Origin of the sequence: Pacificimonas flava (assembly GCF_000342165.1) — a bacterium.
Lineage (GTDB): Bacteria > Pseudomonadota > Alphaproteobacteria > Sphingomonadales > Sphingomonadaceae > Pacificimonas > Pacificimonas flava.
The window spans coordinates 135,592-158,856 of the sequence record NZ_AMRV01000007.1; the positions used below are offsets into that span (position 1 = coordinate 135,592).

General features: G+C 63.9%; 26 protein-coding genes. 10 read left to right on the forward strand and 16 right to left on the reverse strand.

Translation table 11 applies throughout. From position 1 onward, the window contains the following. Positions 1-97: 97 nt before the first annotated feature. Positions 98-2,284 (forward strand): M3 family metallopeptidase, encoded by a 2,187-nt coding sequence (locus C725_RS10885; RefSeq protein ID WP_008602861.1) that lies wholly within the window; start codon positions 98-100, stop codon positions 2,282-2,284. Here the strand turns inward: C725_RS10885 and C725_RS10890 are convergent. From C725_RS10890 to C725_RS10930, 9 genes are all read right to left on the reverse strand, one after another. Continuing rightward, positions 2,169-3,866, reverse strand: coding sequence for a M20/M25/M40 family metallo-hydrolase (locus C725_RS10890; protein WP_338046276.1), 1,698 nt, complete (start codon positions 3,864-3,866; stop codon positions 2,169-2,171). The two genes, C725_RS10885 and C725_RS10890, sit on opposite strands and share 116 nt — an antisense overlap. A gap of 173 nt (positions 3,867-4,039) precedes the next feature. Beyond that, the gene (locus tag C725_RS10895; RefSeq protein WP_008602864.1) at positions 4,040-5,152 is read right to left on the reverse strand and encodes an acyl-CoA dehydrogenase family protein; all 1,113 of its coding nucleotides are present in this window, start codon (positions 5,150-5,152) and stop codon (positions 4,040-4,042) included. An 81-nt stretch (positions 5,153-5,233) separates the two neighbouring features. Further along, positions 5,234-6,439: an acyl-CoA dehydrogenase family protein gene (locus C725_RS10900; RefSeq protein WP_008602865.1), complete on the reverse strand. Its 1,206-nt coding sequence runs from the start codon at positions 6,437-6,439 to the stop codon at positions 5,234-5,236. 248 nt (positions 6,440-6,687) lie between these two features. Continuing rightward, entirely contained in the window at positions 6,688-7,179 is a 492-nt protein-coding gene (locus C725_RS10905; RefSeq protein WP_008602867.1) for a Dps family protein, read from the reverse strand. A gap of 154 nt (positions 7,180-7,333) precedes the next feature. After that, the gene (gene clpS / locus C725_RS10910) at positions 7,334-7,690 is read right to left on the reverse strand and encodes an ATP-dependent Clp protease adapter ClpS (RefSeq protein ID WP_008602869.1); all 357 of its coding nucleotides are present in this window, start codon (positions 7,688-7,690) and stop codon (positions 7,334-7,336) included. A 193-nt stretch (positions 7,691-7,883) separates the two neighbouring features. Then, on the reverse strand, positions 7,884-8,723 hold the full coding sequence (locus tag C725_RS15435) for a phasin family protein (protein ID WP_008602871.1): 840 nt from the start codon (positions 8,721-8,723) through the stop codon (positions 7,884-7,886). A gap of 115 nt (positions 8,724-8,838) precedes the next feature. Further along, on the reverse strand, positions 8,839-10,224 hold the full coding sequence (gene pgmG / locus C725_RS10920; RefSeq protein WP_008602873.1) for a phosphoglucomutase/phosphomannomutase PgmG: 1,386 nt from the start codon (positions 10,222-10,224) through the stop codon (positions 8,839-8,841). Positions 10,225-10,243: 19 nt separating this feature from the next. Next, entirely contained in the window at positions 10,244-10,648 is a 405-nt protein-coding gene (locus tag C725_RS10925; protein ID WP_008602875.1) for a DnaJ domain-containing protein, read from the reverse strand. Then, positions 10,648-11,430: a division plane positioning ATPase MipZ gene (locus C725_RS10930; protein WP_008602877.1), complete on the reverse strand. Its 783-nt coding sequence runs from the start codon at positions 11,428-11,430 to the stop codon at positions 10,648-10,650. The genes C725_RS10925 and C725_RS10930 overlap by 1 nt, the downstream gene beginning before the upstream one ends. Positions 11,431-11,574: 144 nt before the next feature. Here C725_RS10930 and panC point away from each other — a divergent pair, with 144 nt between their 5' ends. The 3 genes from panC (at position 11,575) to C725_RS10945 (ending at position 13,673) form a co-directional block, all read left to right on the forward strand. Further along, positions 11,575-12,429, forward strand: a complete 855-nt coding sequence (panC, locus tag C725_RS10935) for a pantoate--beta-alanine ligase (protein WP_008602880.1) — start codon at positions 11,575-11,577, stop codon at positions 12,427-12,429. A 96-nt stretch (positions 12,430-12,525) separates the two neighbouring features. Beyond that, the gene (locus C725_RS10940) at positions 12,526-13,293 is read left to right on the forward strand and encodes a sensor histidine kinase (RefSeq protein ID WP_008602882.1); all 768 of its coding nucleotides are present in this window, start codon (positions 12,526-12,528) and stop codon (positions 13,291-13,293) included. 92 nt (positions 13,294-13,385) lie between these two features. Further along, positions 13,386-13,673: an SEL1-like repeat protein gene (locus tag C725_RS10945; protein WP_008602885.1), complete on the forward strand. Its 288-nt coding sequence runs from the start codon at positions 13,386-13,388 to the stop codon at positions 13,671-13,673. Positions 13,674-13,699: 26 nt separating this feature from the next. On the opposite strand, the gene C725_RS10950 is transcribed toward C725_RS10945, so the two are convergent. From C725_RS10950 to C725_RS10970, 5 genes are read right to left on the reverse strand one after another with little or no spacing between them, the layout of a single operon-like run. Continuing rightward, positions 13,700-14,827 carry a GNAT family N-acetyltransferase gene (locus C725_RS10950; protein WP_038282901.1) on the reverse strand — a complete coding sequence of 376 codons (1,128 nt, stop codon included), beginning with the start codon at positions 14,825-14,827 and terminating at the stop codon, positions 13,700-13,702. Then, positions 14,817-15,629 carry a glycerophosphodiester phosphodiesterase family protein gene (locus tag C725_RS10955; protein WP_008602889.1) on the reverse strand — a complete coding sequence of 271 codons (813 nt, stop codon included), beginning with the start codon at positions 15,627-15,629 and terminating at the stop codon, positions 14,817-14,819. Before C725_RS10955 ends, C725_RS10950 begins: the two co-directional genes overlap by 11 nt. Next, entirely contained in the window at positions 15,622-16,086 is a 465-nt protein-coding gene (locus C725_RS10960; protein ID WP_008602891.1) for a RidA family protein, read from the reverse strand. The genes C725_RS10955 and C725_RS10960 overlap by 8 nt, the downstream gene beginning before the upstream one ends. A gap of 46 nt (positions 16,087-16,132) precedes the next feature. Further along, positions 16,133-16,753, reverse strand: coding sequence for a hypothetical protein (locus C725_RS10965; RefSeq protein ID WP_008602894.1), 621 nt, complete (start codon positions 16,751-16,753; stop codon positions 16,133-16,135). Continuing rightward, complete coding sequence (locus tag C725_RS10970) at positions 16,750-17,067, reverse strand: DUF3572 domain-containing protein (RefSeq protein WP_338046277.1); 318 nt, start codon at positions 17,065-17,067, stop codon at positions 16,750-16,752. Before C725_RS10970 ends, C725_RS10965 begins: the two co-directional genes overlap by 4 nt. Before the next feature lie 56 nt (positions 17,068-17,123). Between C725_RS10970 and C725_RS10975 the strand changes: the two genes are divergently transcribed. Beyond that, positions 17,124-17,486 carry a response regulator gene (locus C725_RS10975; protein ID WP_038282987.1) on the forward strand — a complete coding sequence of 121 codons (363 nt, stop codon included), beginning with the start codon at positions 17,124-17,126 and terminating at the stop codon, positions 17,484-17,486. Positions 17,487-17,678: 192 nt separating this feature from the next. Here C725_RS10975 and rpmG read toward each other — a convergent pair whose 3' ends face one another. Continuing rightward, positions 17,679-17,846: a 50S ribosomal protein L33 gene (gene rpmG / locus C725_RS10980; RefSeq protein ID WP_008602901.1), complete on the reverse strand. Its 168-nt coding sequence runs from the start codon at positions 17,844-17,846 to the stop codon at positions 17,679-17,681. A gap of 151 nt (positions 17,847-17,997) precedes the next feature. Here rpmG and hisS point away from each other — a divergent pair, with 151 nt between their 5' ends. From hisS to C725_RS11000, 4 genes are all read left to right on the forward strand, one after another. Then, complete coding sequence (gene hisS, locus C725_RS10985; RefSeq protein ID WP_051051355.1) at positions 17,998-19,335, forward strand: histidine--tRNA ligase; 1,338 nt, start codon at positions 17,998-18,000, stop codon at positions 19,333-19,335. Continuing rightward, positions 19,332-20,423, forward strand: a complete 1,092-nt coding sequence (gene prfA, locus C725_RS10990; RefSeq protein WP_008602905.1) for a peptide chain release factor 1 — start codon at positions 19,332-19,334, stop codon at positions 20,421-20,423. Before hisS ends, prfA begins: the two co-directional genes overlap by 4 nt. A 10-nt stretch (positions 20,424-20,433) precedes the next feature. Then, positions 20,434-21,264: a peptide chain release factor N(5)-glutamine methyltransferase gene (gene prmC / locus C725_RS10995; protein WP_008602907.1), complete on the forward strand. Its 831-nt coding sequence runs from the start codon at positions 20,434-20,436 to the stop codon at positions 21,262-21,264. 215 nt (positions 21,265-21,479) lie between these two features. After that, the gene (locus C725_RS11000; RefSeq protein ID WP_243442738.1) at positions 21,480-22,046 is read left to right on the forward strand and encodes a DUF4167 domain-containing protein; all 567 of its coding nucleotides are present in this window, start codon (positions 21,480-21,482) and stop codon (positions 22,044-22,046) included. A 25-nt stretch (positions 22,047-22,071) separates the two neighbouring features. On the opposite strand, the gene C725_RS11005 is transcribed toward C725_RS11000, so the two are convergent. Then, the gene (locus C725_RS11005; protein WP_008602910.1) at positions 22,072-22,347 is read right to left on the reverse strand and encodes a hypothetical protein; all 276 of its coding nucleotides are present in this window, start codon (positions 22,345-22,347) and stop codon (positions 22,072-22,074) included. An 89-nt stretch (positions 22,348-22,436) separates the two neighbouring features. On the opposite strand from C725_RS11005, the gene C725_RS11010 reads away from it, so the two are divergent. Then, positions 22,437-22,862, forward strand: coding sequence for a CBS domain-containing protein (locus tag C725_RS11010; protein ID WP_038282906.1), 426 nt, complete (start codon positions 22,437-22,439; stop codon positions 22,860-22,862). Positions 22,863-23,265 lie beyond the last annotated feature (403 nt).

A 23,265-nucleotide genomic window follows, 5' to 3' on the forward strand; every position in this document is an offset into this window, starting at 1 on the left:
CGGCGCTCCAGCCGTCTCATTGCACTAGATCACCGGCGGCCGTCATCCTATGTAGCGGGCTGAGCAGGGAATAGAAACCATTGGGGAACCACCACATATGATGCGAACGATTTTGCTTGCCGGTGCCGGCGCGATGACGCTGGCCGCCTGTGCCTCCACCAACATGGACGGCGGCACGGCGACCGCGGGCGAGCGGACCGAAGCCGCTGCAGAGGAAACGAGCTTCAACATGACCGAACCGCACGACGTTCTGCTTGCCGAATGGCCTGGACCGCATGGCGGACTGCCGCCCTTCGACAAGGTCGATCCGAACTTGTTTCCAGCCGCCTTTGACGAGGGCATCGCCCGCATGAAGGCGGACGTGGCTGCGATCACCGCAAACACGCAGCCGGCAACCTTCGACAATACGATGGTCCCCCTTGAGGAGGCCGGCGCGGAGCTCGAGCGCGTGGCCACGCTGTTCTTCACGATGACGTCGAACATGAACTCGCCGGAATATCAGGACCTGTCGAAGACCATCTCTCCGCAGCTGTCGCAGGCCTATGACGAGATGAACTTCAACAAGGACCTCTTCCAGCGCGTGAAGGCCGTGTACGACGCGCGCAATTCCAGCGGCCTGAACCCGGAACAGATCCGCCTGGTTGAGGAGACCTATGAGGGATTCGTCCGCCGGGGCGCGGCTCTGGAACAGGCGCAGCAGGAGCGGGTCGGCGAGATCAACACCCGCCTGTCGCAGCTGTTCACGTCCTTTTCGAACAAGGTCCTTGCTGACGAGGGCAAGCTGATTTCGGTCGACGAGGCGGCCACGAAGGGCTTGCCGGCCGCGCTGAAGGCAAGTTTCAAGACCGCTGCGACCGATGCCGGCATGAGCGGCTATGCCGTTGCGAACACGCGGTCCTCCGTCGATCCGTTCCTGACCTTTTCGGACGACCGCGCGGCGCGTGAAAAGGTCTGGCGCGCCTTCGTCGACCGCGGTGACAATGGCGACGAGAACGATACCAACGCCCTGATCGCCGAGATCGTCAAGCTGCGCGCCGAGCGGGCGAAGCTGATGGGCTATGCGAACCACGCCGAATGGCGCATGTCCGACACGATGGCGAAGGACCCGCAGGCCGCGATGGACCTGATGATGCGGGTGTGGAAGCCAGCGGTCGCGCGCGTTCACGAGGAGGTTGCCGACATGCAGGCGCTGGCCGACAAGGAAGGCGCCGGCATCACGATCGAGCCGTGGGACTATCGCTATTATGCCGAGAAGGTCCGCAAGGACCGCTACGCCCTCGATCAGAACGAGTTCAAGAATTACTTCGAACTCAACAACATGATCGAGGCGTCCTTCTACATGGCGGACCGCCTGTACGGATACTCCTTCGAGGAGGTTACAGGAAAGTACCCGACCTTCCACCCGGATGTCCGCATCTATCATGTGACGAACACCAGCGACGGCAGCCATGTCGGCTACCTCTACCGCGACGATTTCGCGCGGCAGTACAAGCGGTCGGGCGCGTGGCAGTCGACCTATCGCGGTGAGGACCAGCTGGGCGGGGAGAAGACCTATCCGATTGCGTCGAACAACAACAATTTCACCAAGGGTGCGCCGGGCGAACCCGTCCTCATCAGCCTGGACGATGCGGAGACCCTGTTCCACGAATTCGGTCACGCGCTGCATGCGCTCACCAATTCGGTCACCTATCCGTCACTCGGCGGCACGCCGCGCGATTTCGTCGAGTTTCCAAGCCAGGTGCACGAAAACTGGGTGCTGACGCCGGAAATCCTCGACAAATATGCGCGTCACTACAAAACCGGCGAGCCGATGCCGCAGGCGCTGATCGACAAGCTGAACGAGGCCCGGACCTTCAATCAGGGTTTCGCGACGGTCGAATATCTCGCCGATGCCATCGTCGACATGAAGCTGCACATGGATCCCAATCCGCCGGCGGACTTCGATCCCGATGCCTATGAGCGGGAAACGCTCGAAGAGATCGGCATGCCGGACGAGATCGTGCTGCGCCACCGGCTGCCGCACTTCCTGCATCTGTTCTCCTCGGACGCCTATTCGGCCGGCTATTACAGCTATCTTTGGTCGGACGTGATGGCGTCGGATGCGTGGGCGGCGTTCGAGGAAACGGGCGATCCGTGGGACCCGGCGACTGCAAAGAAGTTCAAGGAGATCATCCTTGCAACGGGCGACGCCATTCCGCGCGACGAAGCGTACCGCGAATTCCGCGGGCGCGACCCGAAGGTCGAGGCGCTGCTGGAAAACCGGGGTTTCCCGACCGGGCAATAAGCTGCGGGAAATCTTGAAGGGAAAGGGGGGCGGCGCTGCTGGCGGGCGCCCCCTTTTTTCTGGCCGTCAGTCGGCGCCGGCGACCTGGTAGAGCAGATCGACATAGCCCATGGTCGCATCGACGAGGCCCTTCACCGCCGGGTTCGTCGAATCGATGACATAATATTCGTCCGGTGCGTGCGCTCCCGATCCATGGCCCATGCCGAAATGGCCGGCGGGCAGGGACAGGGGCGGTGCCGTGAACATCGCCCCCCGGCCATGATCCGGCCGAGCGCGGGATCAGCGTCGCCGGCACGTCGTTCTGGCGATAGGTCGCCAGGATGGATTGCATCAGCCGCGTATTCTCCGGCGTTTCCGTCGGGTCGTAGCCGCCCGTGACCTTGACCTCGATATCGGGATAACCGGCCGCGTCGAGATGGGCGCGCAGCTTCTCCTCCGCTTCAGCCCGCGTCTGGTTCGGCACCAGCCTCAGGTCCAGCTTCGCGACCGCGCGCCCGGGCAGGATGGTCTTGCCGCCCTCTCCGGTGTAGCCGGCGACCAGTCCTTCGATATTGACTGTCGGCTCCTGCGCCAGCCGCGTCATGGCGTCGGGATAGGATAGGTCGTCGATCCAGGAATCGATGCCGAGCATGCGCTTCTGTTCCTCGGGATCGACCTTCCCCGCCGCCTCTGCGATCAACGCCTTTTCCCGTTCCGTCAGTGGGCGGACATTTTCGAACCAGCCGTCGATGGCGACCTTGTTGCCGTCATCCTTCACCAGCGTCTGCAGCGCGTAGACGAGCCGCCATGCCGGCGATTCGACTGCGGCCTTCAGGCTGGAATGAATATCCTTGTCCGGACCGGGTCCCCAGCTTTCTCCGCTGGAGATCAGTTCGAGTTCGACGATTCCCTTCGACCCGAGGCTGACTTCGACGGCGCCCGATTTGTCCTGCCATCCGGCGGGTATGAAGATCCCTTCGGTTCTTTTCAGCGCCTCCATGATATGCGGCTTCGCCGTAATCTGGCTGAAATGCGGGGAGCCGATTTCCTCCTCGCCCTCGGCGATCAGCACCAGATTGACCGGCAAGGTGACGCCGGCCTGTTTGAAGGCGTGCAGCGCGGCGAGGAACGTCGCCTCCGGCCCCTTCTGGTTCGTCGCACCGCGCCCCATGATCGCGCGGCCGAATCCCTCCTTGTCGACAAAAGCCGCCTCTGTCGGCGGCGACGACCATTCGCTGGGATCGAACTGCTTCACATCGTACATGAAATAGACGCCGAGCGTGCGCGCGGCGCCGACATCGTAGGTGGCGAAGACGCCGGGATGTCCATCCGTCAGGACGATTTCCACCTCCTGAAAACCCGCATCGCGCGCCAGCGCGGCCATATATTCGGCGCCCTCCTGCATGTTGAGGTTCTGGGCGGCGATCGAGGGATTGCGGATCCAGTGCTGAATGCGCGCAACCGACGCATCCTTCTGGGCCTCGGCGGCTGCGCGGATCGCAGCGCGGTCGTCATTCTGTGCGAACGCCGCCCCCGGAAGCAGGCTTGCGGCGGCCAGCATGCTGCCTGCCAGAAGCGCATTGCGGCGATCCAATTTCATCATGATTTTCCCCCCTTATTTGTCCAGGGGCGAATGATTTGCCTGCGCGAGAGGCCGCGTCAACTGACGGAAAGGGGCAGGTTTGGGCAGGCCCGCAGCCATGGCTGTCCGCCAGTGTTCTCGTTATTTCGAACGTGCCGCGCGGGCCGGCGGCGGCCGACCCGCGCGGAGCCCGCTCAACCCAGTGTCAACCGTTCGTAGCGGCGCAGATAGTGGTCCGTGGTGCCGAACTGCCCCTCCAGAATCGTGCCGCGCTTGAAATAATGACCGATGGCATATTCGTCGGAGATGCCGTTGCCGCCGTGAAGCTGCACAGCATTCTGCCCGACAAAGGTAATACCTTTGCCGATCTTCGCCTTCGCCATTGCGACGCTGGCCGTGTCGGGCAGCTTGTTCACGGCCATATAGGTCATCGAAAGCGCCTGCTCTGCCTCCATGAACATGTCGACCATCCGGTGCTGCAACACCTGGAATTTGGAGATCGGAACGCCGAACTGCTTGCGTTCCTTGGTATAGGACTGCGTCAGTTCGTTCATCTGCTGCATCAGACCGACGGCCTCCGCGCAAAGCCCGACGACGGCTTCGTCCATCACCTTGCGGACGGTCGCGGATGCCTTGCCGGCTTCGCCCAGCAGCGCGTCATGGCTGACCTCGGCATTTTCGAAGTAGACCTCGGAGGCGATGCCGCCGTCGACCAGCGGATAGTCGCGGCGCTGCACGCCGGCGCTGTCCGCAGGGATCAGGAACAGCGAGACGCCCTCCGCATCGGTCGTCCCGCCGCCGGTGCGGGCAGTCACGACGAGATGCGTGGCGGAGGGGGCATCGCGCACGACGGCCTTGTGGCCGTTGAGGACGAAGCCGCCATCCTTTTCCTTTGCGGTGACTTCGACATGGTCGGGGTCGAAGCGGCCTTTCGGTTCCGCCCAGGCAAAGGCGATGCGCATTTCGCCGCCAATGATTCCCTCGACAATGTCGGTCCGGTCATATTCGCGGGCAAAGCCGCCGCCGATGACCACGGTGGACAGATAGGGTTCGACGACCAGCGACCGGCCAACCTCTTCCATGACGATCATGTTCTCGATCTGGCCGCCGCCAAGGCCGCCCTGGTCCTCTGAAAAGGACGCACCGAGAATGCCCAGTTCCTCGGCAAAGGCCTTCCAGATTTCGGGCGACCACCCCTTTTCTGATCGGCTGATCTTCTGCCGGGATTCAAAGTCGTAGCGGTCCTTCAGGAAGCGTTGCAGCGTGTCGCGGACCATGGTCTGCGTTTCGGTGAAATCGAAATTCATCCGGTAGGTATCCCCTCTTCGCCGCACCGGCGCCGGCCGGTGCGGTTCGTCTCAACTGATCGGTTGGGTGGCTGGCGCGTTTCAGAGGCCCAGGACCATCTTGGCGATGATGCCGCGCTGGATCTCGTTCGATCCGCCATAGATCGACGTCTTGCGCCCGTTGAAATAGGTCGGCGCAGCGCGTTGGGCGTAATCCGGCCCGATCGCATATTCGTTGCCGCCCTCGCCATATCCGCGGAAATAGGGCGCTCCGTAATGGCCGACTGCCTCCAGAACGAGTTCCTGAATACGCTGCTGGATTTCCGTGCCCTTGACCTTCAGCAGGGAGGATTCCGGACCGGGACCCTTGCCGGCCGCCTCTCCGGCGAGCGTGCGAAGCTCGGTGAACTCCAACGCTGCCAGGTCGACCTCGAGTTCGGCCACCTTGCGTTTGAAAAACGGGTTCTCGATCAGCGGCTGATCCTCATCCAGCTCGGTGGATGCGATCTTTTTGATGCGGTCGATGCCGACCTTCGACCGGGCAACGCCGGCGATACCGGAACGCTCGTGCGCCAGCAGGAACTTGGCGCAGGTCCAGCCCTTGTTTTCCTCGTAGATGCGGTTTTCGGCGGGCACCTTCACATTGTCCAGCCAGACCTCGTTCACCTCATGCTCGCCGCCCAGCGTGATGATGGGCCGCACGGTGATGCCGGGCGTCTTCATGTCGATCAGCAGAAAGCTGATGCCCTCCTGCGGCTTGGCGGCATTGGGATCGGTGCGGACCAGAAAGAAGCCCCAGTCGGCATGCTGCGCCAGCGTCGTCCAGGTCTTCTGGCCGTTGACGATATAATAGTCCTTACCGTCCTCGGTGACGCGCTCGGCCTTCGTCTTCAGGCTGGCAAGGTCGGATCCCGCGCCCGGTTCCGAATAGCCCTGGCACCACCATGTCGTGCCGGCGACGATGCCGGGCAGGAACCGCTCCTTCTGTTCCGGTGTGCCGAAGGTGTAGATGACGGGACCGACCATGCTGACGCCGAAGGGCAGGGGCGGGATCGTCTCGGCCCGGGCGGACTCCTCGTTCCAGATATATTTTTGCGTCGGATTCCAGCCGGTGCCGCCATATTCCTTCGGCCAGGAGGGGACGGACCAGCCCTTCTTCCCCAGAATCTGGTGCCAGGCGAGCATGTCGTCCTTGCCGAGATCCTCGCGTCCGCCGACCTCCTTCAGCTTCGCGGGGTAATTGTCCGCGATGAAGCTGCGCACCTCCTCGCGGAACGCCTCTTCTTCCGGTGTAAATGACAGATCCATCTTCATCTCCCTCGAGCCTCGCAGGCCGCCTTGCCGGTGCCCACGTCCAATTCGCATACGCCGTGCCTCACCCGCTTTTCATTTCTTTTCCAACTCTCTTTTATACAGGTGGTATGGCGCAGATCGGCGTCGCCCGCCGGCAAACGCGACCAAAAAAGAAGGGCGACCACGGCATTGAAACCGTGATCGCCCGCAATGTTCGCTGCCGCCGGATCTCCGGAAGTGCCGGATGCCAGAAACGATCGGCGTTAGGCCGCCATGCTCCTCAACATCCATGCCGCCTTGTCGTGTACGGTCATGCGTTCGATCAGCATGTCGACCGTGACCTCATCCTCCACGCCTTCCGCGACCTTCAACTGTTCGCGGCAGGTGCCGGCGACCGTTTCATGATCGTGGGCCAGTTGCCGGGCCATGTCGAGCGCGGCCGGCGGCGTGTCCGGCGCTTCGTCCAGCTTGGACAGCTTGGCGAAGCGGGCATAGCTGCCGGGTGCGACTTCGCCGAGTGCGCGAATGCGTTCCGCCAGATTGTCGACTGCGACGGCGAGTTCCGTATATTGCTCTTCGAAAAGCGTATGCAGCGAGTGGAAATGGGGTCCGCTGACGTTCCAGTGATAATTGTGCGTCTTCAGATAGAGGGTGTACTCGTCGGCGAGCACCTTTCCTAGCCCCTTGCCGACTTCCGCGCGGCCGTCCTGGGTGATTCCGATATGGGGAGTTTCGGTTTTCGTTGCGGTAGCCACTGAGTCTCCGTCCTTTCCTGCTGAAGTCGCGCTCCGGCGGGGAGCTCGACGATCATTGATTTCAGTAAAAGAACGGCGGGGCTGCAACCCCGTTCCAGCGACAATATCGCTTACTCTAATCGGTCGTCCGCGCGCCTGCGAGGGCCTTGAACCGTCAGGCCTTTTCCAGCGTCATCTGCAGGGGGTGTTCGTTCTTGCGGGCGAAATCCATGACCTGGTTGACCTTCGTTTCGGCGACTTCGTAGGTGAAGACACCGCACAGGCCGACCCCCTTTTGATGCACGTGCAGCATGACCTGCGTGGCCTCCTCCGTGGACATGCGGAAATACCGCTGCAGAACGGCCACGACGAACTCCATCGGCGTGTAATCGTCGTTCAGCATCAACACCTTGTAGAGCGATGGTTTCTTCGTCTTGGGCTTCGTACGGGTGGCGACGCCGGACTCGCCGTCGGGCGGACCGGTAGTGCCGTCTTCGTCGGCCGCGATGATGAGACGTCCGGAGTTCTGCATTGCACCCCCTATTTTAGGATTCGATGGCCGCGAGGCAAGGCACTCCCTCCACAGCAGTGGCGGCAGCCGAACGGGTTCGGGGCGGACCGGCGTGCCGCTGTGCGCGAATATAACGAAAACGGGCCGCCAGCGTGTCGCTGGCGGCCCGCCCGAAATTCTCACTATCCCACCGGGGGGACGTGTCTGCCGCGGGTTACGCGACCTTCGTGAACTTCTCCATGGCGGTCGCCATGCGGTTCTGGAACGGCGCCATCATGTCGCTGGACAGCTTCAGCGCGCGTTCGGTCATGGAGGAGGTCTGCGCGACCACCGCGTCGAACTGACCGCGAACATATTTGCCCTGCAGCTCGACGACCTCGTTCGGGTTCTTGACGCTGGACAGGGCCTGCATCGTCTCGACCGTCTCTTCGGTCTGCTTCTTCGCAAAGTCCGCCGTGTCACGGGCCATGGCCTGTGTCGCTTCGGCATAGATACGGCCGGCTTCCACCATCGCCTCGACATTGCCGCGCGTCATCCCGCTCAGCTCCTCGAGCGCCTTGGCGTTCTTCTCCATGGCTTCCTTCGACTTGGCGGTCACGTCCTCGAACACGGCCTTGGACTGGTTCATGGCCGTTTCGGTCTGCGCCTTCATGGTTTCGGTCGGGTTCTGCTTCGTTGCCATTGTGCTGTTCCTCATCGATGTCGGTTTGGTCGATTTCGGAGCGGAGATGGTCTTCCGGGCCGAAACCTTGCTCTTGCTCGTCTTCCTGGTTCCCGCGGAGGGCTTTCCAGCCGTCTTCTTTTTCGGGGATCGTGCCTGATCCGGCTTTGCCGTCTTCGCGGCCTTCCGCTTGGGAGCAGGCGCCTGGGACGCCATCTTCTGTGGCGTGTCCGTCGTCGCGGATGAGCTGGCGCTCACCGGCCCGTCCTTGTCGGCCTGGGCCGTTCGTACCGTCGCGATTGCCGTTTCGGCATTTGCAGCGGCGCGGTTCGTGTCGTCAGCGACTTTCTCCGCAACCGGCTTCGGATCCGCCTTCGGCGCTTCGTCTGCCATGGATGCAACGCTCCTATCGGTTATGTTGCGCTGCACAATAAACCGAGAAACCGACTCGGTCAACCGATTTTTGTGCAGCGCAGCAATACCTGGCAGACCAGAGCGAGAGACGCGCCTAAAGCGTGACCGGGGCCACGTCGGAGGCCGTCAGCTGCTCGTTCAGATTGGCGATCAAACGCTTCAGGGCATCATCGCTTTTGGCCTCGGCGCGGGCGACAAGGACGTTTTGCGTGTTGGAGGCGCGCAGGAGCCACCATCCATCGGGCGTGTTGACGCGGACACCGTCGATTTCGCTCATGTCCGCGCCCGCTTCGCTCAGTCGCTTACGCACCTCCTCGATGATGTCGAACTTGCGTTCCTCCGGCACCTCGAAGCGAAGTTCCGGCGTGTTGATCAGCGCCGGCATGGCACCGCGCATTTCCGTCAGGGACGCTCCTGCGCGCGCGACCGCGCGCATCAGCCGGATGGCTGCGTAAAGCGCATCGTCATAGCCGTAATAGCGATGCGCGAAGAAGATGTGGCCGGACATCTCTCCGGCAAGGGGGCTGCCGGTTTCCTTCATCTTCGCCTTCACGAGGCTGTGGCCGGTCTTCCACATCAGCGGCTTGCCGCCCCGGTCGGCGATATGATCGAACAGGGCTTGGCTGGCCTTCACGTCGGCGATGATGGTGCCGCCCGGAACGTCCGCCAGCACATCCTCTGCCAGGATCATCAGCAACTGGTCGCCCCAGATGATGCGGCCCTTCGCATCGATGGCGCCGATCCGGTCGCCGTCGCCGTCGAAGGCAAGGCCGAAGTCGAGCTTCTTCTCGGCGACGACCGCCCGCAGATCCTCCAGGTTCTTCTCCTCCGTCGGATCGGGGTGGTGGTTCGGGAAGTCGCCGTCGATCTTCGTGAACAGCAATTCATGCCGTCCGGGCAGCCTGGCCGTCAGTTTCTCGACCACGCGTCCGGCCGCGCCGTTGCCGCAATCCCATGCGATCTTGAAATCCTGGGTCGGGGCGTCGGCGAGAAGCCGCTCGACGTAGCGATCCTCGATATCGACATCCTCGCTTAGCCCGCTGCCGCTTTCGACGTCGCCCGAGGCGGCGAGCGTACCGAGATTGCGGATGTCGTCGCCGAAGAACGGACCCGTGCCCATCATGAACTTGAAGCCGTTATATTCGGGCGGATTGTGGCTGCCCGTGATCATCACGCCACCGTCGGCGCCAAGCTCGTTGACGGCATAATAGAGCATCGGCGTGGGGCCCAGGCCGACGCGCAGGACATTGAGGCCCGCCGCGCGCAGCCCCGTCACCAGGGCCGCCTCCAGCGCGGGAGAACTGTGCCGGCCGTCGTAACCGACCGCCACCTTCGCGCCGCCATTGCGGCGCACCATGGTGCCGAAGCTGCGCCCCAGCCACTCCGCATCGGCCTCCGTCAGCGTATCGCCGACGATGCCCCGCGCATCATATTCGCGCAGCAGCGTCGGGTGGAATTGATGCGATGCGGATTCGGTCATGGAAATGGTGCCTCCGGGTTCAGGGTATCTTGGGTTGTTTGGCCGCAAGGAGAACCGTGCGAGCCTCGTTCAGTTCAGAAGTTTTTTCGTGACTGCCACCCCGGTCCGGATGAGCGGCGGCGACCGCGAGGCGATAGGCCTTGCGGATCTCGCTTTCGCTTGCGGTCGGCGACACGTGGAGGAGGGCCGCTGCCCGCTCGACGGTCATTCCGGCAGGCGAGCGGCGCTTCAGACCGCGCCACAGGAAGTAGCTGCCGAGGCCCGCAACCGGAACGCCGGCAAGTGGCGCGCCGCGAAGCGTCACGAACAGGCCGATAAGGGCAAGGCCGATGCCGCCGATGATGCGAAGCCGCTCGGGCGTCAGCAGGCCCAGATACCAGAAGACGGCGATGGCGCCGAGGAGAACGACGACCAGCGGACCCATCAGCCGGCGACCGCTCGCTTCGCCGTGGCGGGCCGGTCGAGATCGAGCGCCTCAACGAGTTCGCGCAGCTCCGCACGCGCCGCCACATGGCTGAGGCGGGTGTCGTCGATCGCATCCATGTCGAGGAGGGTCAGTCCCTGCGGAAAAAGCTCGCGGTAGATGACGCGCTCCGACAGGCCCGGCGCCACCCGGAAGCCGACGCGCGGGCCAAGCTGTTCGAGGGCGGCCGCGACCCGCTGCATGTTCTTCGCGTTCAGCTGCGCCAGACGATTCCTGACGATCACCCAGTCGATGGAGCCTGCATCGTGGCGTGCCCGCGCCTTGCGGGATTGCCAGACGAGTTCAGCATAGAAGCTGGGCCGCTTCACCTCGAAGGTTTCCGCATCGACCTGCCCGATCAGATCGAAGTCGACGAAGCTGTCGTTGATCGGCGTGACCAGCGTGTCGGCGCGCGACAGGGCAGCGCGGGCAAGGGGGCTGTCGCGGCCGGGCGTGTCGATGACCACGAAATCCGCGTCCGTACCCAGCGCAGATGCAAGTTCCGTCTCCGCCGTCTCGCTCTCCGCTATCACCGTCATTCGCGGCAGCGGGAGGCCGAGGCCGCGTTCGCCCGAAAAGCCCTGTCGGTTTTCCATATAGCGCGCGAACGTCCGTTGCCGCGCGTCGAGATCGATGGCCGCGACAGTGCGGCCGGCGGCAAGCAAGGAGACCGCCACATGAACGGCCGTGGTGGACTTTCCGGTGCCGCCCTTCTCGTTTCCGAAGGTGATGATATGCGCCATGGCGTTCGCCGCCGTCCCCCTTGAACAAGATGCAACCCTGATAGCGGCCGCCACGCCCGATGGCGAATGGCGATCGTCCCCTTGACGGCCGCGCCGCTGTTTCGGACAGGGCCTTGGTCAAGTCAACGAACTGCGGGAGAGATCATGTCCAGCGCACCGCGCATCGTCAGAACCGTGGCTGCCCTGCGCGAAGTGATTGGCGAGTGGCGGCAAGGCGGCAAGACCGTGGGACTGGTGCCCACCATGGGTGCGCTGCACGCGGGGCATCTGTCGCTGGTCGCCGCGGCGCGTCGACATTGCGACCGCGCCGTCGTCACCATCTTCGTCAACCCGAAGCAATTCGCGCCGGGCGAGGATCTCGATCGTTACCCGCGGCAGGAAGCGCAGGATGCCGAGCGGTTGGCCGAGGCGAACTGCGACCTTCTTTTCGCCCCGGATCCCGCGGAGGTGTATCCGCCGGGATTCGCGACGACGGTTTCGGTCGCGGGCTTGGGGGAACCGCTGTGCGGCGCAAGACGGCCGGGACATTTCGACGGCGTCGCGACGGTGGTGACGAAGCTGCTGAACCAGGCGCGCGCCGACGCCGCGTTTTTCGGAGAGAAGGACTGGCAGCAACTGACGATCATCCGGCGCCTGGCTGCCGACCTCGACATCGGAACGCGGATCGAGGGGGTGCCGACGGTGCGGGAGGCGGACGGCCTCGCCCTCTCGTCCCGCAACGCGTATCTGTCGGCGGAGGAGCGCCGCACCGCCGCCGAACTGCCGCGCGCCCTCTCCGCCGCCGCGAAGGCGATCCGCGCGGGGACCCAGACCGCGGACGCGCTGGAGGAAGCCCGTACGCACCTGGCGCGGGCGGGCTTCTCGCCGGAATATCTCGAGATGCGTGACGAGCGGGACCTGAGCGAGTTGCAAGCCATGACACCGCATGCGCGCCTGTTCGTGGCCGCCCGGATCGGCGGCACGCGGCTGATCGACAATCTGTCCGTCGCTGGGAAATGACGGTTCGCCGCTGGACCGGCAGCGGCATTAACCATTCCTCAATCTTCCCTACTCACAGGTGAATCGCAGGGTCGAAGGGCAAAGGGCAGGGCGGCGATGATGGGCGGTGGTGGAACGGTGGGAAGCAATCTCGCCCTGGCAGCGCTCGCGCACGAACTGCGCACGCCGATAACGACCATTCTGGGCTATGGCGAATTGATCGGTCATGCTGGCGGCGGGGCGGATACGGTCCGCTACGCCGAAGCCTTGCTGGAAGCGGCGCGAACGCTCGATGCGACGCTGAACGCCATGCTGGACCTGATCCAGATCGAGCGCGGAGATCTTACGCTTGCCGACGACGACGTCGACATCGCCCGTGAACTGCTGGCCGCTGCCCGTCTTCTCCACGGCGCCGGCGCTGCCAGAGCGATCCGCATCCTGACGGAGGTCGAAGGCGATCTGCCCGCCGTGCTTGGCGATGCCCGGATGCTGCGGCAGGTCTTCCTGAACCTCATCGGCAACGCTCTGAAATATGGCGCCTCGGACAGTTCCGTCCTTCTCCGCGCTCGGCGTATGCCGGATGGAGGACTGGCCGTCACGGTATCCGACAGGGGTGCGGGCATGCGGACGGAGGATATTCGCCGCGCCTTCATTCCCTTCGACAGGCTGGGGCGGGACACGACCGATGCCCCGCAGGGAAGCGGCATCGGCCTGCCGCTCTGCAAGGCGATTGCCGAATTGCATGGGGGGCATGTGGTTCTGCGCAGTGAAATCGGAGTCGGCACCACGGCGACGCTCATCCTGCCGCCGGAGCGGATGCGCTGTCCGGCGAATCATCTTCAGCCGACGTTTGCCTTCGACAAACAGCCGGAACTCTGCGGATAAAGCCGCGGCAGCGCGCCTTAACCATTTTTTTAAACCACGCGCGGCAAAACCTGTCCCATTCAGATGGACCAACATGGGTTCGGGGACGGAACATGACCAAGATCTTCAATGCCCAGGCGCGGGATCTCCAGCGCCAGTTGCAGCGCGCGATCGTCGGCGAGGCCGACGCGCTCTATGAACTGGGCGTCGCCTATTCGTCCGGCCGGGAAGGCATGACCATCGACCTCATCGAGGCTCATAAATGGTTCAATCTCGCCGCGATGAAGGGCGACCTCCGCGCCGCTGAGGATCGCCGCGAACTCAGCGCTGAGATGAGCAAGGTGGAAATCGCCGAGGCGCAGCGCGAGGCCCGCGCCTTTCTGTCCCGCCAGGCAGCATAAACCGCCCGGACGGGAAGGTGCGGGCGTCAGCCCCGCTTGAAGGGGGTATGGCGCGACAGTGCGGCCACGTCGGCATCGACCATTTCGCGTTCCTGCTCAAGATAGTCGCCGATTGCCGCCCGTAGTCCGGGATTGGCGATCCAGTGGGCGGAATAGGTCTTCACCGGTTCATATCCGCGCGCCAGCTTGTGCGGGCCCTGCGCGCCCGCTTCCACCCGGGCCAGGCCGCGTTCGATGGCAAGGTCGATCGCGCGGTAATAGCAAAGCTCGAAATGCAGAAACGGCACGTCCGCAAGCGCGCCCCAATAGCGGCCGTAAAGACAATCATCGCCGAGCAGGTTGAGAGCGCCGGCGATCGGCTCGCCCTGGTGGCGTGCCAGGAACATGATCAGCCGGTCCGGTATCAGCTCGCTGAGAAGTGAAAAGCAGGCCCGCGTCAAATAGGGGGTGCCCCATTTGCGGGCGCCCGTGTCCTGATAGAAATCCCAGAACGCGTCCCAATCATCCTCGGTAATGGCGCGCCCTTCCAGCTGCACGATGTCGAGACCGTGCGCGGCAGCCCCCGCGCGTTCCTTTCGGATCGCCTTGCGTTTTCGCGAGGAGAGGGCGGATAGAAAATCGTCGAAGTCGCGATAGTCGCGATTGAACCAGTGGAACTGCTCGCCGCTGCGCAGCAGCCAACCCGCGCGCTCGAACGCGTCACGCTGGGCGGCCGGCAGAAAGGTGGCGTGGGCTGAGGAGAGCCCATGCTGGCGGCAGACCGCCTCGGCGCCGGAAATCAGCATGGCCGCATCTTCCGGCGTGCCGCCCATGAAACGCCGGCCGGTCGCGGGCGTGAACGGGAAGGCCAGTTGCAGCTTCGGATAATAGCGCCCGCCCGCGCGCTCGAAGGCCTCGGCCCAGCCATGATCGAAGACATATTCGCCGCGGCTGTGCGATTTGACGTAGGCGGGCATGATCGCGTCTGGCGGCGCGTTCTCGCTGCCGCTCAGCAGCAGATGCGCCGGTTGCCAGCCGGTGTCGGCCGCCGCACTGCCGGACCGTTCCAGGGCGGCGTAAAATCCGTGCTGCTCGAACGGATTGCCGCCGCCGGCACAGCGGTTCCAATCGGCCGCCTCGACAGCATCAATGCTGGTGGCGAGGCTAAGCGGCAGAACTGCCCACCACGGCTTCGCGTTCGGACAGCACCGTTTGTGCCGCTGCCCCTTCGACGATCAGCTGATCGGCATGGGCGCGGGCGGGCGGTAGATGGGCATCCTCCCGCACGGTCCAGGTGTAGACACGCCGTCCAGTACGGCGAAAGCTCTCGGCCGATTTGCTGGGTAGGGACCGGACGTCATAGGCAAGAAACTTGGCGCGCGAATGATAAAGCGACCATTGCCGGGCAAGCGCCGTCCGGCGCCACTTCGCCGCTGTCTCCTCATTCTCCTCGCTGACGACGAGACCGTTCAGCATGCTAGGGAAGTGCTCATGAAACCAGCGCGGAATGCCGGGATGGAAAGACATGATGCCGACCGGCCCCACATAGCCCTCCAGCGCCCGCCTGACGGCCAGCGCAAGCGCGATAGGCGAATTCTTGCCCACTTTCGCCTCGATCAGGAGCGGCGTTCGGCCGGCAATGTGGTGCAGGACGTCCTGAAGCGACCAGATGCGGTCGCTGGAATTTTTTAGCGGGACCTGGCTCAGCGCCTTCATGGTGCGGCCGACGACCGGGCCGGTTTCCCCGGTCAGGCGTTCCAGCGTTTCATCGTGAAACACGACGGCGCCTGCCTCCAGCGTCAGCTGGACGTCAAGCTCTATGCCAAGGCCTTTCTCGATCGCCGCCTCGAAGGCGCTGATGGAATTTTCCACCGCGCCGCCGCTGCCGTGCAGACCCCGATGCGCGAAGGGGCGGGCCGACAGGTGCGTCAGCCGCTCCTCCGCCTTTCGGGTGGCTGCACGGCCGAAATCAAGCATCGGCAAGCGCGATGACCGCATCGATTTCGACTGCCACGCCCAGCGGCAACGCCGCCACGCCGACCGCACTGCGGGCATGACGTCCGGCGTCGCCGAAAACGTCGCCCATCATGTCACTGGCCCCGTTCGCGACCTTCGGCTGGTCGGAGAAATCCGGCGCAGACGCCACGAACACATTCAGCTTCACGATTCGCGCGACCCTGTCCAGCGACCCTGCCGCGGCCTTGGTCTGGGCAAGGATGGCCAGCGCGCAGCGCTGCGCAGCCGCATAACCTTCCTCCGTGGACACGGTGTCGCCAAGGCGGCCCCGGATAAGTTCGCCCTTTTCATCGAACGGGATCTGCCCTGCGACATGAAGCAGCGAACCATGCTGCACGTACGGCACGTAATTCGCGGCTGGCGCGGGGGCGGCCGGAAGGGTCAGGTTCAGCTCTTCGAGGCGTTCTTCGATACTCATGGATTCGGCTGTCTCCGATTGGGGCGTTTTCGTCTTGATGACGCTGTTACGCAAGGCGTCCGCTATTGGCGAGGTCTTGCAGATAGGGCTCCGCGTCGGCCCAGCTATCGATGCGGACATGGGCCGCCTCCGCCTTGGGAATCAGGTCGCGAAGCTGCTTGTCCGCGACCATGTGGACGCGGTGCACGTCCGGCGCCGTCTTCGCGACCGAGTCGTGGTGTGGTGGCAGATCGTCGATGAAAACCGCGGGCGGCATATCATGCGCGTCCAGCAGCCGCAGGAGAGCCGGACCCTTCGGCCCCCGATTGCAATAGACCTCGTAATCCATGCCGTGACGGCGGAGCTGCTCGCGCCGGGCGTTCCGGAACTCATCTTCGATATTGGTCAGGATCACCACATCGTACAAGGCCGACAGGCGCGACAGCGCAGGTTCGACCCCGGGGACCGGGCGTTGCCGGTGCATGCCGCTGCGGAAGAAGCCGGAAAGAAGGCCGGGAAACTCCGCCTCCGGCACGAGCTCTCCCGTTCCGTGGCGCCGAATATTCCCGGCGAGCGCAAAGCTGCTGAGCGTCAGCGTCATGCCGTGTTCGTCCCTGAGATGCTCGGAAAAGGGGGCGGCGAACCCCATCAGCACCTCGTCGCAGTCGCAGATCAGCAGCGGTTTCAAAACGCGTCGTTCCTTCCGTCGGGGTGAAGGGCATCGCGCGCCGCGATCAGGTCCTCCGGCGGCAGGCCGAGCGCGCTCGCACAGGCCCTAAGATCCGGTTCGTGGGCCGCAAGAAAGTCCAGCGCGGCGGCGCCGATCGCGGGGCTCGCGACGGATTCGCGCAAATCCTGCACGCCTATGCCGCTAAGGTCCAGAAAGCGCCCGGCAAGTCGGTCGTCGCCCATGACGTGTCCGATCGCCAAAAGTGCGATGACTTGAGGGTCAGTCGCGGCGTTTGATGCGTTTGTGATCTTCAAGCCCCTAGATAGTGGCAACTTTTCCGCTAAGCCCTAGTTGAAGGCGCATGCGCGGCTACGAAGCGGACTCGGACATGGCTAAAACCGTTCTCGTTGTCGAAGACAATGATTTAAACATGAAGTTGTTCTGCGACCTTCTGGAGGCGCACGGTTACGCCACCATGCAAACGCGTGACGGCCAGCGCGTGCTGAACATGGTTCGCGACCGGCGGCCCGACCTGATCCTGATGGACATTCAGCTACCGGATGTATCGGGGCTGCAGGTGACGGAGTGGCTGAAGGGGGACGAGGATCTGAAGACGATTCCCGTGATCGCCGTGACGGCCTTTGCCATGAAGGGGGACGAGGAGCGGATCCGTGCGGGCGGCTGCGAGGCCTATATCGCCAAGCCGATCTCGGTCGCCCGGTTCATAGAAACAGTGCGTGAATATGCCTGACGGAGAGGCACGGCGCTGCGCCTGAGCGGTGCCCGCTTGATCCCGTGAGCCAACACTTCCGACGTACATCCGGCATAAAGACGTACATCCGGCAAAAACGCCGCGAATCGCCCAGGAATGAGCGCCGCGGCGTCCTGGCATTGTCTGCGAGCGACAATGCCTGTCTTGAGGGGCAGGCCGCCCGTCCGGCTCTTACTTGATCTTGGCTTCCTTGAACTCGACGTGCTTACGCGCGACGGGATCATATTTGCGGAAGGTCATCTTCTCGGTGATGTTCCGCGGGTTCTTCTTCGTCACATAGAAAAAGCCGGTGTCTGCGGTCGAAACCAGCTTGATCTTGACGGTCGTCGGCTTCGCCATGGCGCTACCCGTACCTTTCAGTAGAAAAGAAAAAGGCGGCAACCCGGGGTCACCGCGCGATCAGGGCGGGCAGATGCCGCCGGGCTGCGAAAAAGTCAAGCGGAAAGCCGCTGGCCTTGTGGCCTCGCCTCTCCTATGTCGGCTCGCGATCATGAGCAAGAAGCCCGCCGCGATCCGCGGCACCAACGATTTCATCGCGGAAGATGCCGCGCGGTTCGATCAGGTCGTGGAGACCTTTCGGCGCGTCGCACGCCTTTACAATTTCAACTCCGTCCATGTCCCCGTGTTCGAGCATACGGGCGTTTTCGCCCGTTCTCTCGGCGAGACGACCGACGTCGTCGCCAAGGAAATGTACACGTTCGAGGATCGCAGCGGCGATTCGGTAACGCTCCGCCCGGAATTCACCGCTGGTATCGCCCGCGCCTATATTTCCAACGGTTGGCAGCAGCACGGCCAGATGAAGCTGGCGGCCTGGGGGCCCTGCTTCCGCTACGAGCGGCCGCAAAAAGGGCGCTTTCGGCAGTTCCACCAGCTCGACGCGGAAATGCTGGCAGCGCCCGACCCGATGGCGGACGTGGAGATCCTCGCGTTCGGACAGCAATTGCTGGAGGAACTGGGCATTGCGAAGAGCGTCACCTTGCGCCTCAATACGCTCGGCGATCCAGAAAGCCGGGAGGCGTGGCAGACTGCGCTCCTCTCCCATTTCCGCGCGCATGAGCCGGAGCTGAGCGCCGACAGCCGCGACCGCCTGGCACGCAATCCGCTGCGCATTCTCGACAGCAAGGATGCCGCCGATCGGGCCATCGTCGCGGACGCGCCGGTAATCGACGATTACCTGTCCTCCGAAGCCGGGGCATGGTTCGCGGCGGTGCAGGAGGGACTGTCGGCCGCTGGCATCGCTTTCGAACGGGACGCCAGGCTGGTGCGCGGCCTCGATTATTACCGGCATACGGCGTTCGAGTTCGTGACCGACGCGCTGGGGGCACAAGGCACCGTGCTCGGCGGCGGTCGCTATGATGGGCTGATCGAGGCGATGGGCGGGCCGCCCACGCCCGCAATCGGCTGGGCAGCCGGTATCGAACGGCTTGCGCTCCTGCTGCCCGGCGCGGCCGGCGGCAAGGTCGACGTTGCCTTCATTCCCATGGACCGGGAGGCTGAGCTTGTCGGTGTGCGCCTGCTCGGTGCGCTGCGCAGCGGCGGCGGCATCAGCGCCGAGACCTTTGCCCGCGGCAATATGAAGAAGCGCATGCAGCGCGCGGATGCCAGCGGTGCGCGCCTTGCTCTTATTCTGGGCGAGGATGAGCGCGCCCGGCGCCGGGTGCAGGTGAAGGACCTCGCCGCGGGCGACCAGACCGCGCTCGCTTATGGCGATATCGGGTTCATCGGCGGCTATATGGCGGAACTCCGCCTGCGTGAGATGGAAGGCGAGGGCGCCGAAATGCCGCCCTTTTCCGCCTGGCTTCCCGCAACCATGTTGACGACACGATGAGCAGCGCCCCCGCCGTCCCGCAAGAGCGTGTCGATGCGATCATCGGCCGCCACAGCGACCTCACTCATCAGATGGCCTCTGGGGACCTGCCGCCGGAGAAGTTCGTCGAGCTTTCGAAGGAATATGCCGAGCTCGACCCGGTGGCGTCCGCCGCCAAGTCGGTGCGGGCCCTGCGCGAGGAGGTCGCCGAACTGACGGCGATGGCCGCCGATAGTGCCAGCGATGCCGACATGCGCGAGCTTGCCGAAACGGAACTGGCGGCCGTCCAGAAGCGCCTGGTCGAGGGGGAGCGGCAATTGGCGCTGCTGATGCTGCCGAAGGATGTTGCCGACCAGCGCTCCGCCATCCTTGAGATCCGCGCCGGTACGGGCGGGGAGGAAGCCGCGCTCTTCGCTGCCGATCTCTATCGCATGTATCAGCGCTATGCGGAGGGCCGGGGCTGGCGCGTCGAGACCATGGAGATGTCGGCTGCTGACGCTGGCGGGATCAAGGAAGTGATCGCCAATGTCAGCGGCACCGGCGTGTTCGCCAGGCTGAAGTTCGAATCGGGCGTCCACCGGGTCCAGCGCGTTCCGGCGACGGAGGCATCGGGCCGGATCCACACCAGCGCGGCCACCGTGGCCGTCCTGCCGGAGGCGGAGGATGTGGATATCGAGATCAACGACTCCGATCTGCGCGTCGACGTCTTCCGCGCGTCCGGGGCGGGCGGCCAGCACGTCAACACAACCGACAGCGCGGTCCGCATCACGCATGTGCCGAGCGGGCTCGTGGTTTCGCAGCAGGACGAGAAGTCGCAGCACAAGAACCGGGCAAAGGCCATGAAGGTCCTGCGCGCCCGTCTGTTCGAAATGGAGCGGGAAAAGCTCGCGTCCGAGCGGGCCGGCGCGCGCAAGTCCATGGTCGGTTCCGGCGACCGGTCTGAACGGATCCGCACCTATAATTTTCCGCAGGGACGCGTTACCGATCACCGGATCAACCTGACGCTGCACAGATTGCCGAGCATTATCGAGGGCGAAATGGACGAGCTTATCGGCGCCCTGATCGCAGAAGACGAGGCCGAGCGCCTGGCCGGTCTCGGGGCGCAGTGAGCCTGCGCGCTTGACGGTCCCGCAGCAGGTTGCGGAGGGCGCGAGGCGTCTTGCCGCCGGCCGGGATCCCACCACCGCTCGGCTGGATGCGGAATTGCTGGCGGCGCATCTCGCCGGGATCAGCCGCGACCGACTGCTTCTTGATCCGCCTCCGGCTATGGACCAAGCGGCCTATGATGCCCTGATCGCGCGGCGTGCAGCGGCGGAGCCGCTTGCCCATATCGTCGGCGAAGCGGAGTTCTGGTCGCTGCCGATCCGCGTGAGTCGCCACGTTCTGACGCCGCGTCCCGACAGTGAGACGCTGATAGAGCTGGCGCTGGAGCTGCGCGGCGGACGTTCGACACGGACCATCGTCGACTATGGTACGGGAAGCGGCTGTCTCTTGCTTGCGGGACTTGCGGAATTTCCCGCGGCGGAGGGGCTGGGCATCGACCGAAGTGCCGCTGCCATCCGAGTCGCCAGCGAAAATGCGGCGCTGCTGGGGGTGGAGGGTCGTGCGGCGTTCCTGATCGGCGACTGGGCAGCCCTCGAAGCCGGCAAGTTCGACCTCCTCCTTTGTAACCCGCCCTATATCGAGGAGAATGCGGAGCTCGGCCCCGGTGTCCGCGACTATGAGCCTGCCGGTGCGCTGTTCGCCGGCGCGGACGGCCTCGCCGCCTACCGCGTGGTCCTGCCGCTTCTTCGCCGGCACCTTGCGCCGGACGGGCATGCGGTTGTCGAGATCGGTGCGGGACAGCAGGCCCAGGTGACGCAATTGGCGGCGCGGGCAGGGCTGGAGCCGGTGGGGGCACGGCGCGATCTCGGCGGGCATGTCCGCGCTCTCGGATTCTCCGTTCGGTGAGCGTGCGAGGTGACGGTGACGCAGTCCCGGTAGCAGGCCGTCAAGAAAAAATGTCTTGGAATTGTCTGTCCGCATGGTATGGCTGGATATGTGGACGCCGCCTATCGGGGTAGATGGCGCCGTCTTCAGCAACTTTCGACAGATCGAATGTCGCCGGGCGACAGTTCGTAAATGCGCTTAGGAAAGCGCCTGATACCGGACCAGGGGTTCGGTAAGTGAGGATCGAAACCAAACCCATGAGAAATCCGCAGTCGGGACGTCGCCGCCGTAGCGGCCGTTCGAACTCCGGGGGAATGCCCCAGAACCAGCAGCGTCAGCGTGGCAACGCCAACCAGCTGCTGGAAAAATACAAGAACATGGCCCGTGATGCCGCCCAGGCGGGCGAGCGTGTCCAGGCCGAATATTATCTGCAGTTCGCGGATCATTATTTCCGCGTGGTGGCCGATATGCAGGCTCGCAAGGAAGAGCAGCAGGGCGCCAAGCGCCGGGGGCGCGGCGGCAACGATGCCGACGATGATGATGACGAGGATGAGGATGACGATGATTCATCCGAAAACTCGCGTCAGGACCGCGGTCGCGGGCGGAACACTGCGCGCAAGGGGCGTGGTGGCCGCCAGGAGCAGGGGCGCGATGAAAATCGCGACGATGACGAGGATGATTCCGAAGGCGACGGCGATGACGACGCTGAGGAGGAAGAAGCGCAGGAGGAGCGGCCAAAGCCGCGCCGTCGCCAGCGCCGTCCCCGCGCCGACAGCGACCAGCGTGAGGCCGTCGACGCCTGATCATACCGGGTAAGGGGCGGCGCCTTCAGTCGCCCCGGTCCCCGTCCTGCAACCAACCGCCGGGTTCTTGCCGCGCGGCTTCGTCGGCCGCGGCCTGATCGTGTCCGCTTTCGTTGGACAGGAACATCAGGCCCATCAGCCCGGCAGCCAGGAACATGGACAGTGTGATCGCCAGCGTGACGGCGATCACCAGGTGCAGGCGAAGCGCCGTGTCGTTCGCCGCCATATAGATGAGCGCTGTCGCCGTCAGAGCTGCGGACGCAAGGCCCGCGCAGGCGAAAATCGTGCGAAAACGGCTCATATGCCGTCCTTTCCGGAAAAGCTTTCCTTCCCCTTGGGGCTCTTTTGCGCAAAGCTCAACGCATAGGAGTGCCGAAGGGGAGGTGCCTTGTGAATATTGGGTCCATTATCAGGAACCGCGCAGAGGTGGTGAGTGTCCAGCCGGGCGCGCCGGTTCCAATGGTCATCGAAACGCTCGTCGAGCACCGCATCGGTGCGGTTCTCGTTCTCGAAGGCGACCAAATCGCCGGCGTGTTGTCCGAACGGGACATTGTTCGCTGTCTCGCCGAGCAGGGCGAGGCGGCCCTTTCGAAATGCGCCAGCGATCTGATGACCGCCGACGTCGTGACCGTCGCGCCGGACGAATCGGTGTATGAAGCGATGTCGAACATGACCCGCAGGCGCTTTCGTCACTTGCCGGTCGTCGACCGCGGCCGTCTTGTCGGGATCGTCTCGATGGGAGACCTGGTCAAGGCGCGGATCGATGAGGCCGAGCGGGAGGCGGAATCGCTGAAGGACTATATTCAGCACGCCTGACTGTCCGCTCGGATGGACGACCAGCGCCGGGAATTACCACAAATCACAGTGGCTTACCAAAATAATGACATTTTTGTTCAGATAGGTGTTGACGGTTTTGTGATGGTGGCCATATAAGCCGCTCAACGCTGACGGAGCGGACGCCGCTTCGCCAGACCCCATTCGATGCTTTGACCGGATGTCCGGCCTTGAAGGTGCGGGTGGGGATGTTATCGCTCTTTCTCATTGTCGTAGATGTAAGAAGGGACATGTGGGCGGCGGCCTGCGGTCCGGCAGCTCAAGGTGCCGTGTACCGTGGTAATGTTAAGTCGTTCACCTGTCCTTACACACCATTTGTAATGTGCAGGAATTGAACGGCTCCTTGAACGGATGTTTGGTTCGGGTTTCACCGATTTTCGGTGGG

Bases quoted from the DNA above. Each gene is read 5' to 3' on its own strand.
- C725_RS10885 (WP_008602861.1), top strand. From the start codon at position 98: ATGATGCGAACGATTTTGCTTGCCGGTGCCGGCGCGATGACGCTGGCC.
- C725_RS10890 (WP_338046276.1), bottom strand. From the start codon at position 3,866: ATGATGAAATTGGATCGCCGCAATGCGCTTCTGGCAGGCAGCATGCTG.
- C725_RS10895 (WP_008602864.1), bottom strand. From the start codon at position 5,152: ATGAATTTCGATTTCACCGAAACGCAGACCATGGTCCGCGACACGCTG.
- C725_RS10900 (WP_008602865.1), bottom strand. From the start codon at position 6,439: ATGGATCTGTCATTTACACCGGAAGAAGAGGCGTTCCGCGAGGAGGTG.
- clpS (WP_008602869.1), bottom strand. From the start codon at position 7,690: ATGCAGAACTCCGGACGTCTCATCATCGCGGCCGACGAAGACGGCACT.
- C725_RS15435 (WP_008602871.1), bottom strand. From the start codon at position 8,723: ATGGCAGACGAAGCGCCGAAGGCGGATCCGAAGCCGGTTGCGGAGAAA.
- pgmG (WP_008602873.1), bottom strand. From the start codon at position 10,224: ATGACCGAATCCGCATCGCATCAATTCCACCCGACGCTGCTGCGCGAA.
- C725_RS10925 (WP_008602875.1), bottom strand. From the start codon at position 10,648: ATGGGTCCGCTGGTCGTCGTTCTCCTCGGCGCCATCGCCGTCTTCTGG.
- C725_RS10930 (WP_008602877.1), bottom strand. From the start codon at position 11,430: ATGGCGCATATCATCACCTTCGGAAACGAGAAGGGCGGCACCGGAAAG.
- panC (WP_008602880.1), top strand. From the start codon at position 11,575: ATGTCCAGCGCACCGCGCATCGTCAGAACCGTGGCTGCCCTGCGCGAA.
- C725_RS10940 (WP_008602882.1), top strand. From the start codon at position 12,526: ATGATGGGCGGTGGTGGAACGGTGGGAAGCAATCTCGCCCTGGCAGCG.
- C725_RS10945 (WP_008602885.1), top strand. From the start codon at position 13,386: ATGACCAAGATCTTCAATGCCCAGGCGCGGGATCTCCAGCGCCAGTTG.
- C725_RS10955 (WP_008602889.1), bottom strand. From the start codon at position 15,629: ATGCTTGATTTCGGCCGTGCAGCCACCCGAAAGGCGGAGGAGCGGCTG.
- C725_RS10960 (WP_008602891.1), bottom strand. From the start codon at position 16,086: ATGAGTATCGAAGAACGCCTCGAAGAGCTGAACCTGACCCTTCCGGCC.
- C725_RS10975 (WP_038282987.1), top strand. From the start codon at position 17,124: ATGGCTAAAACCGTTCTCGTTGTCGAAGACAATGATTTAAACATGAAG.
- rpmG (WP_008602901.1), bottom strand. From the start codon at position 17,846: ATGGCGAAGCCGACGACCGTCAAGATCAAGCTGGTTTCGACCGCAGAC.
- hisS (WP_051051355.1), top strand. From the start codon at position 17,998: ATGAGCAAGAAGCCCGCCGCGATCCGCGGCACCAACGATTTCATCGCG.
- prfA (WP_008602905.1), top strand. From the start codon at position 19,332: ATGAGCAGCGCCCCCGCCGTCCCGCAAGAGCGTGTCGATGCGATCATC.
- C725_RS11005 (WP_008602910.1), bottom strand. From the start codon at position 22,347: ATGAGCCGTTTTCGCACGATTTTCGCCTGCGCGGGCCTTGCGTCCGCA.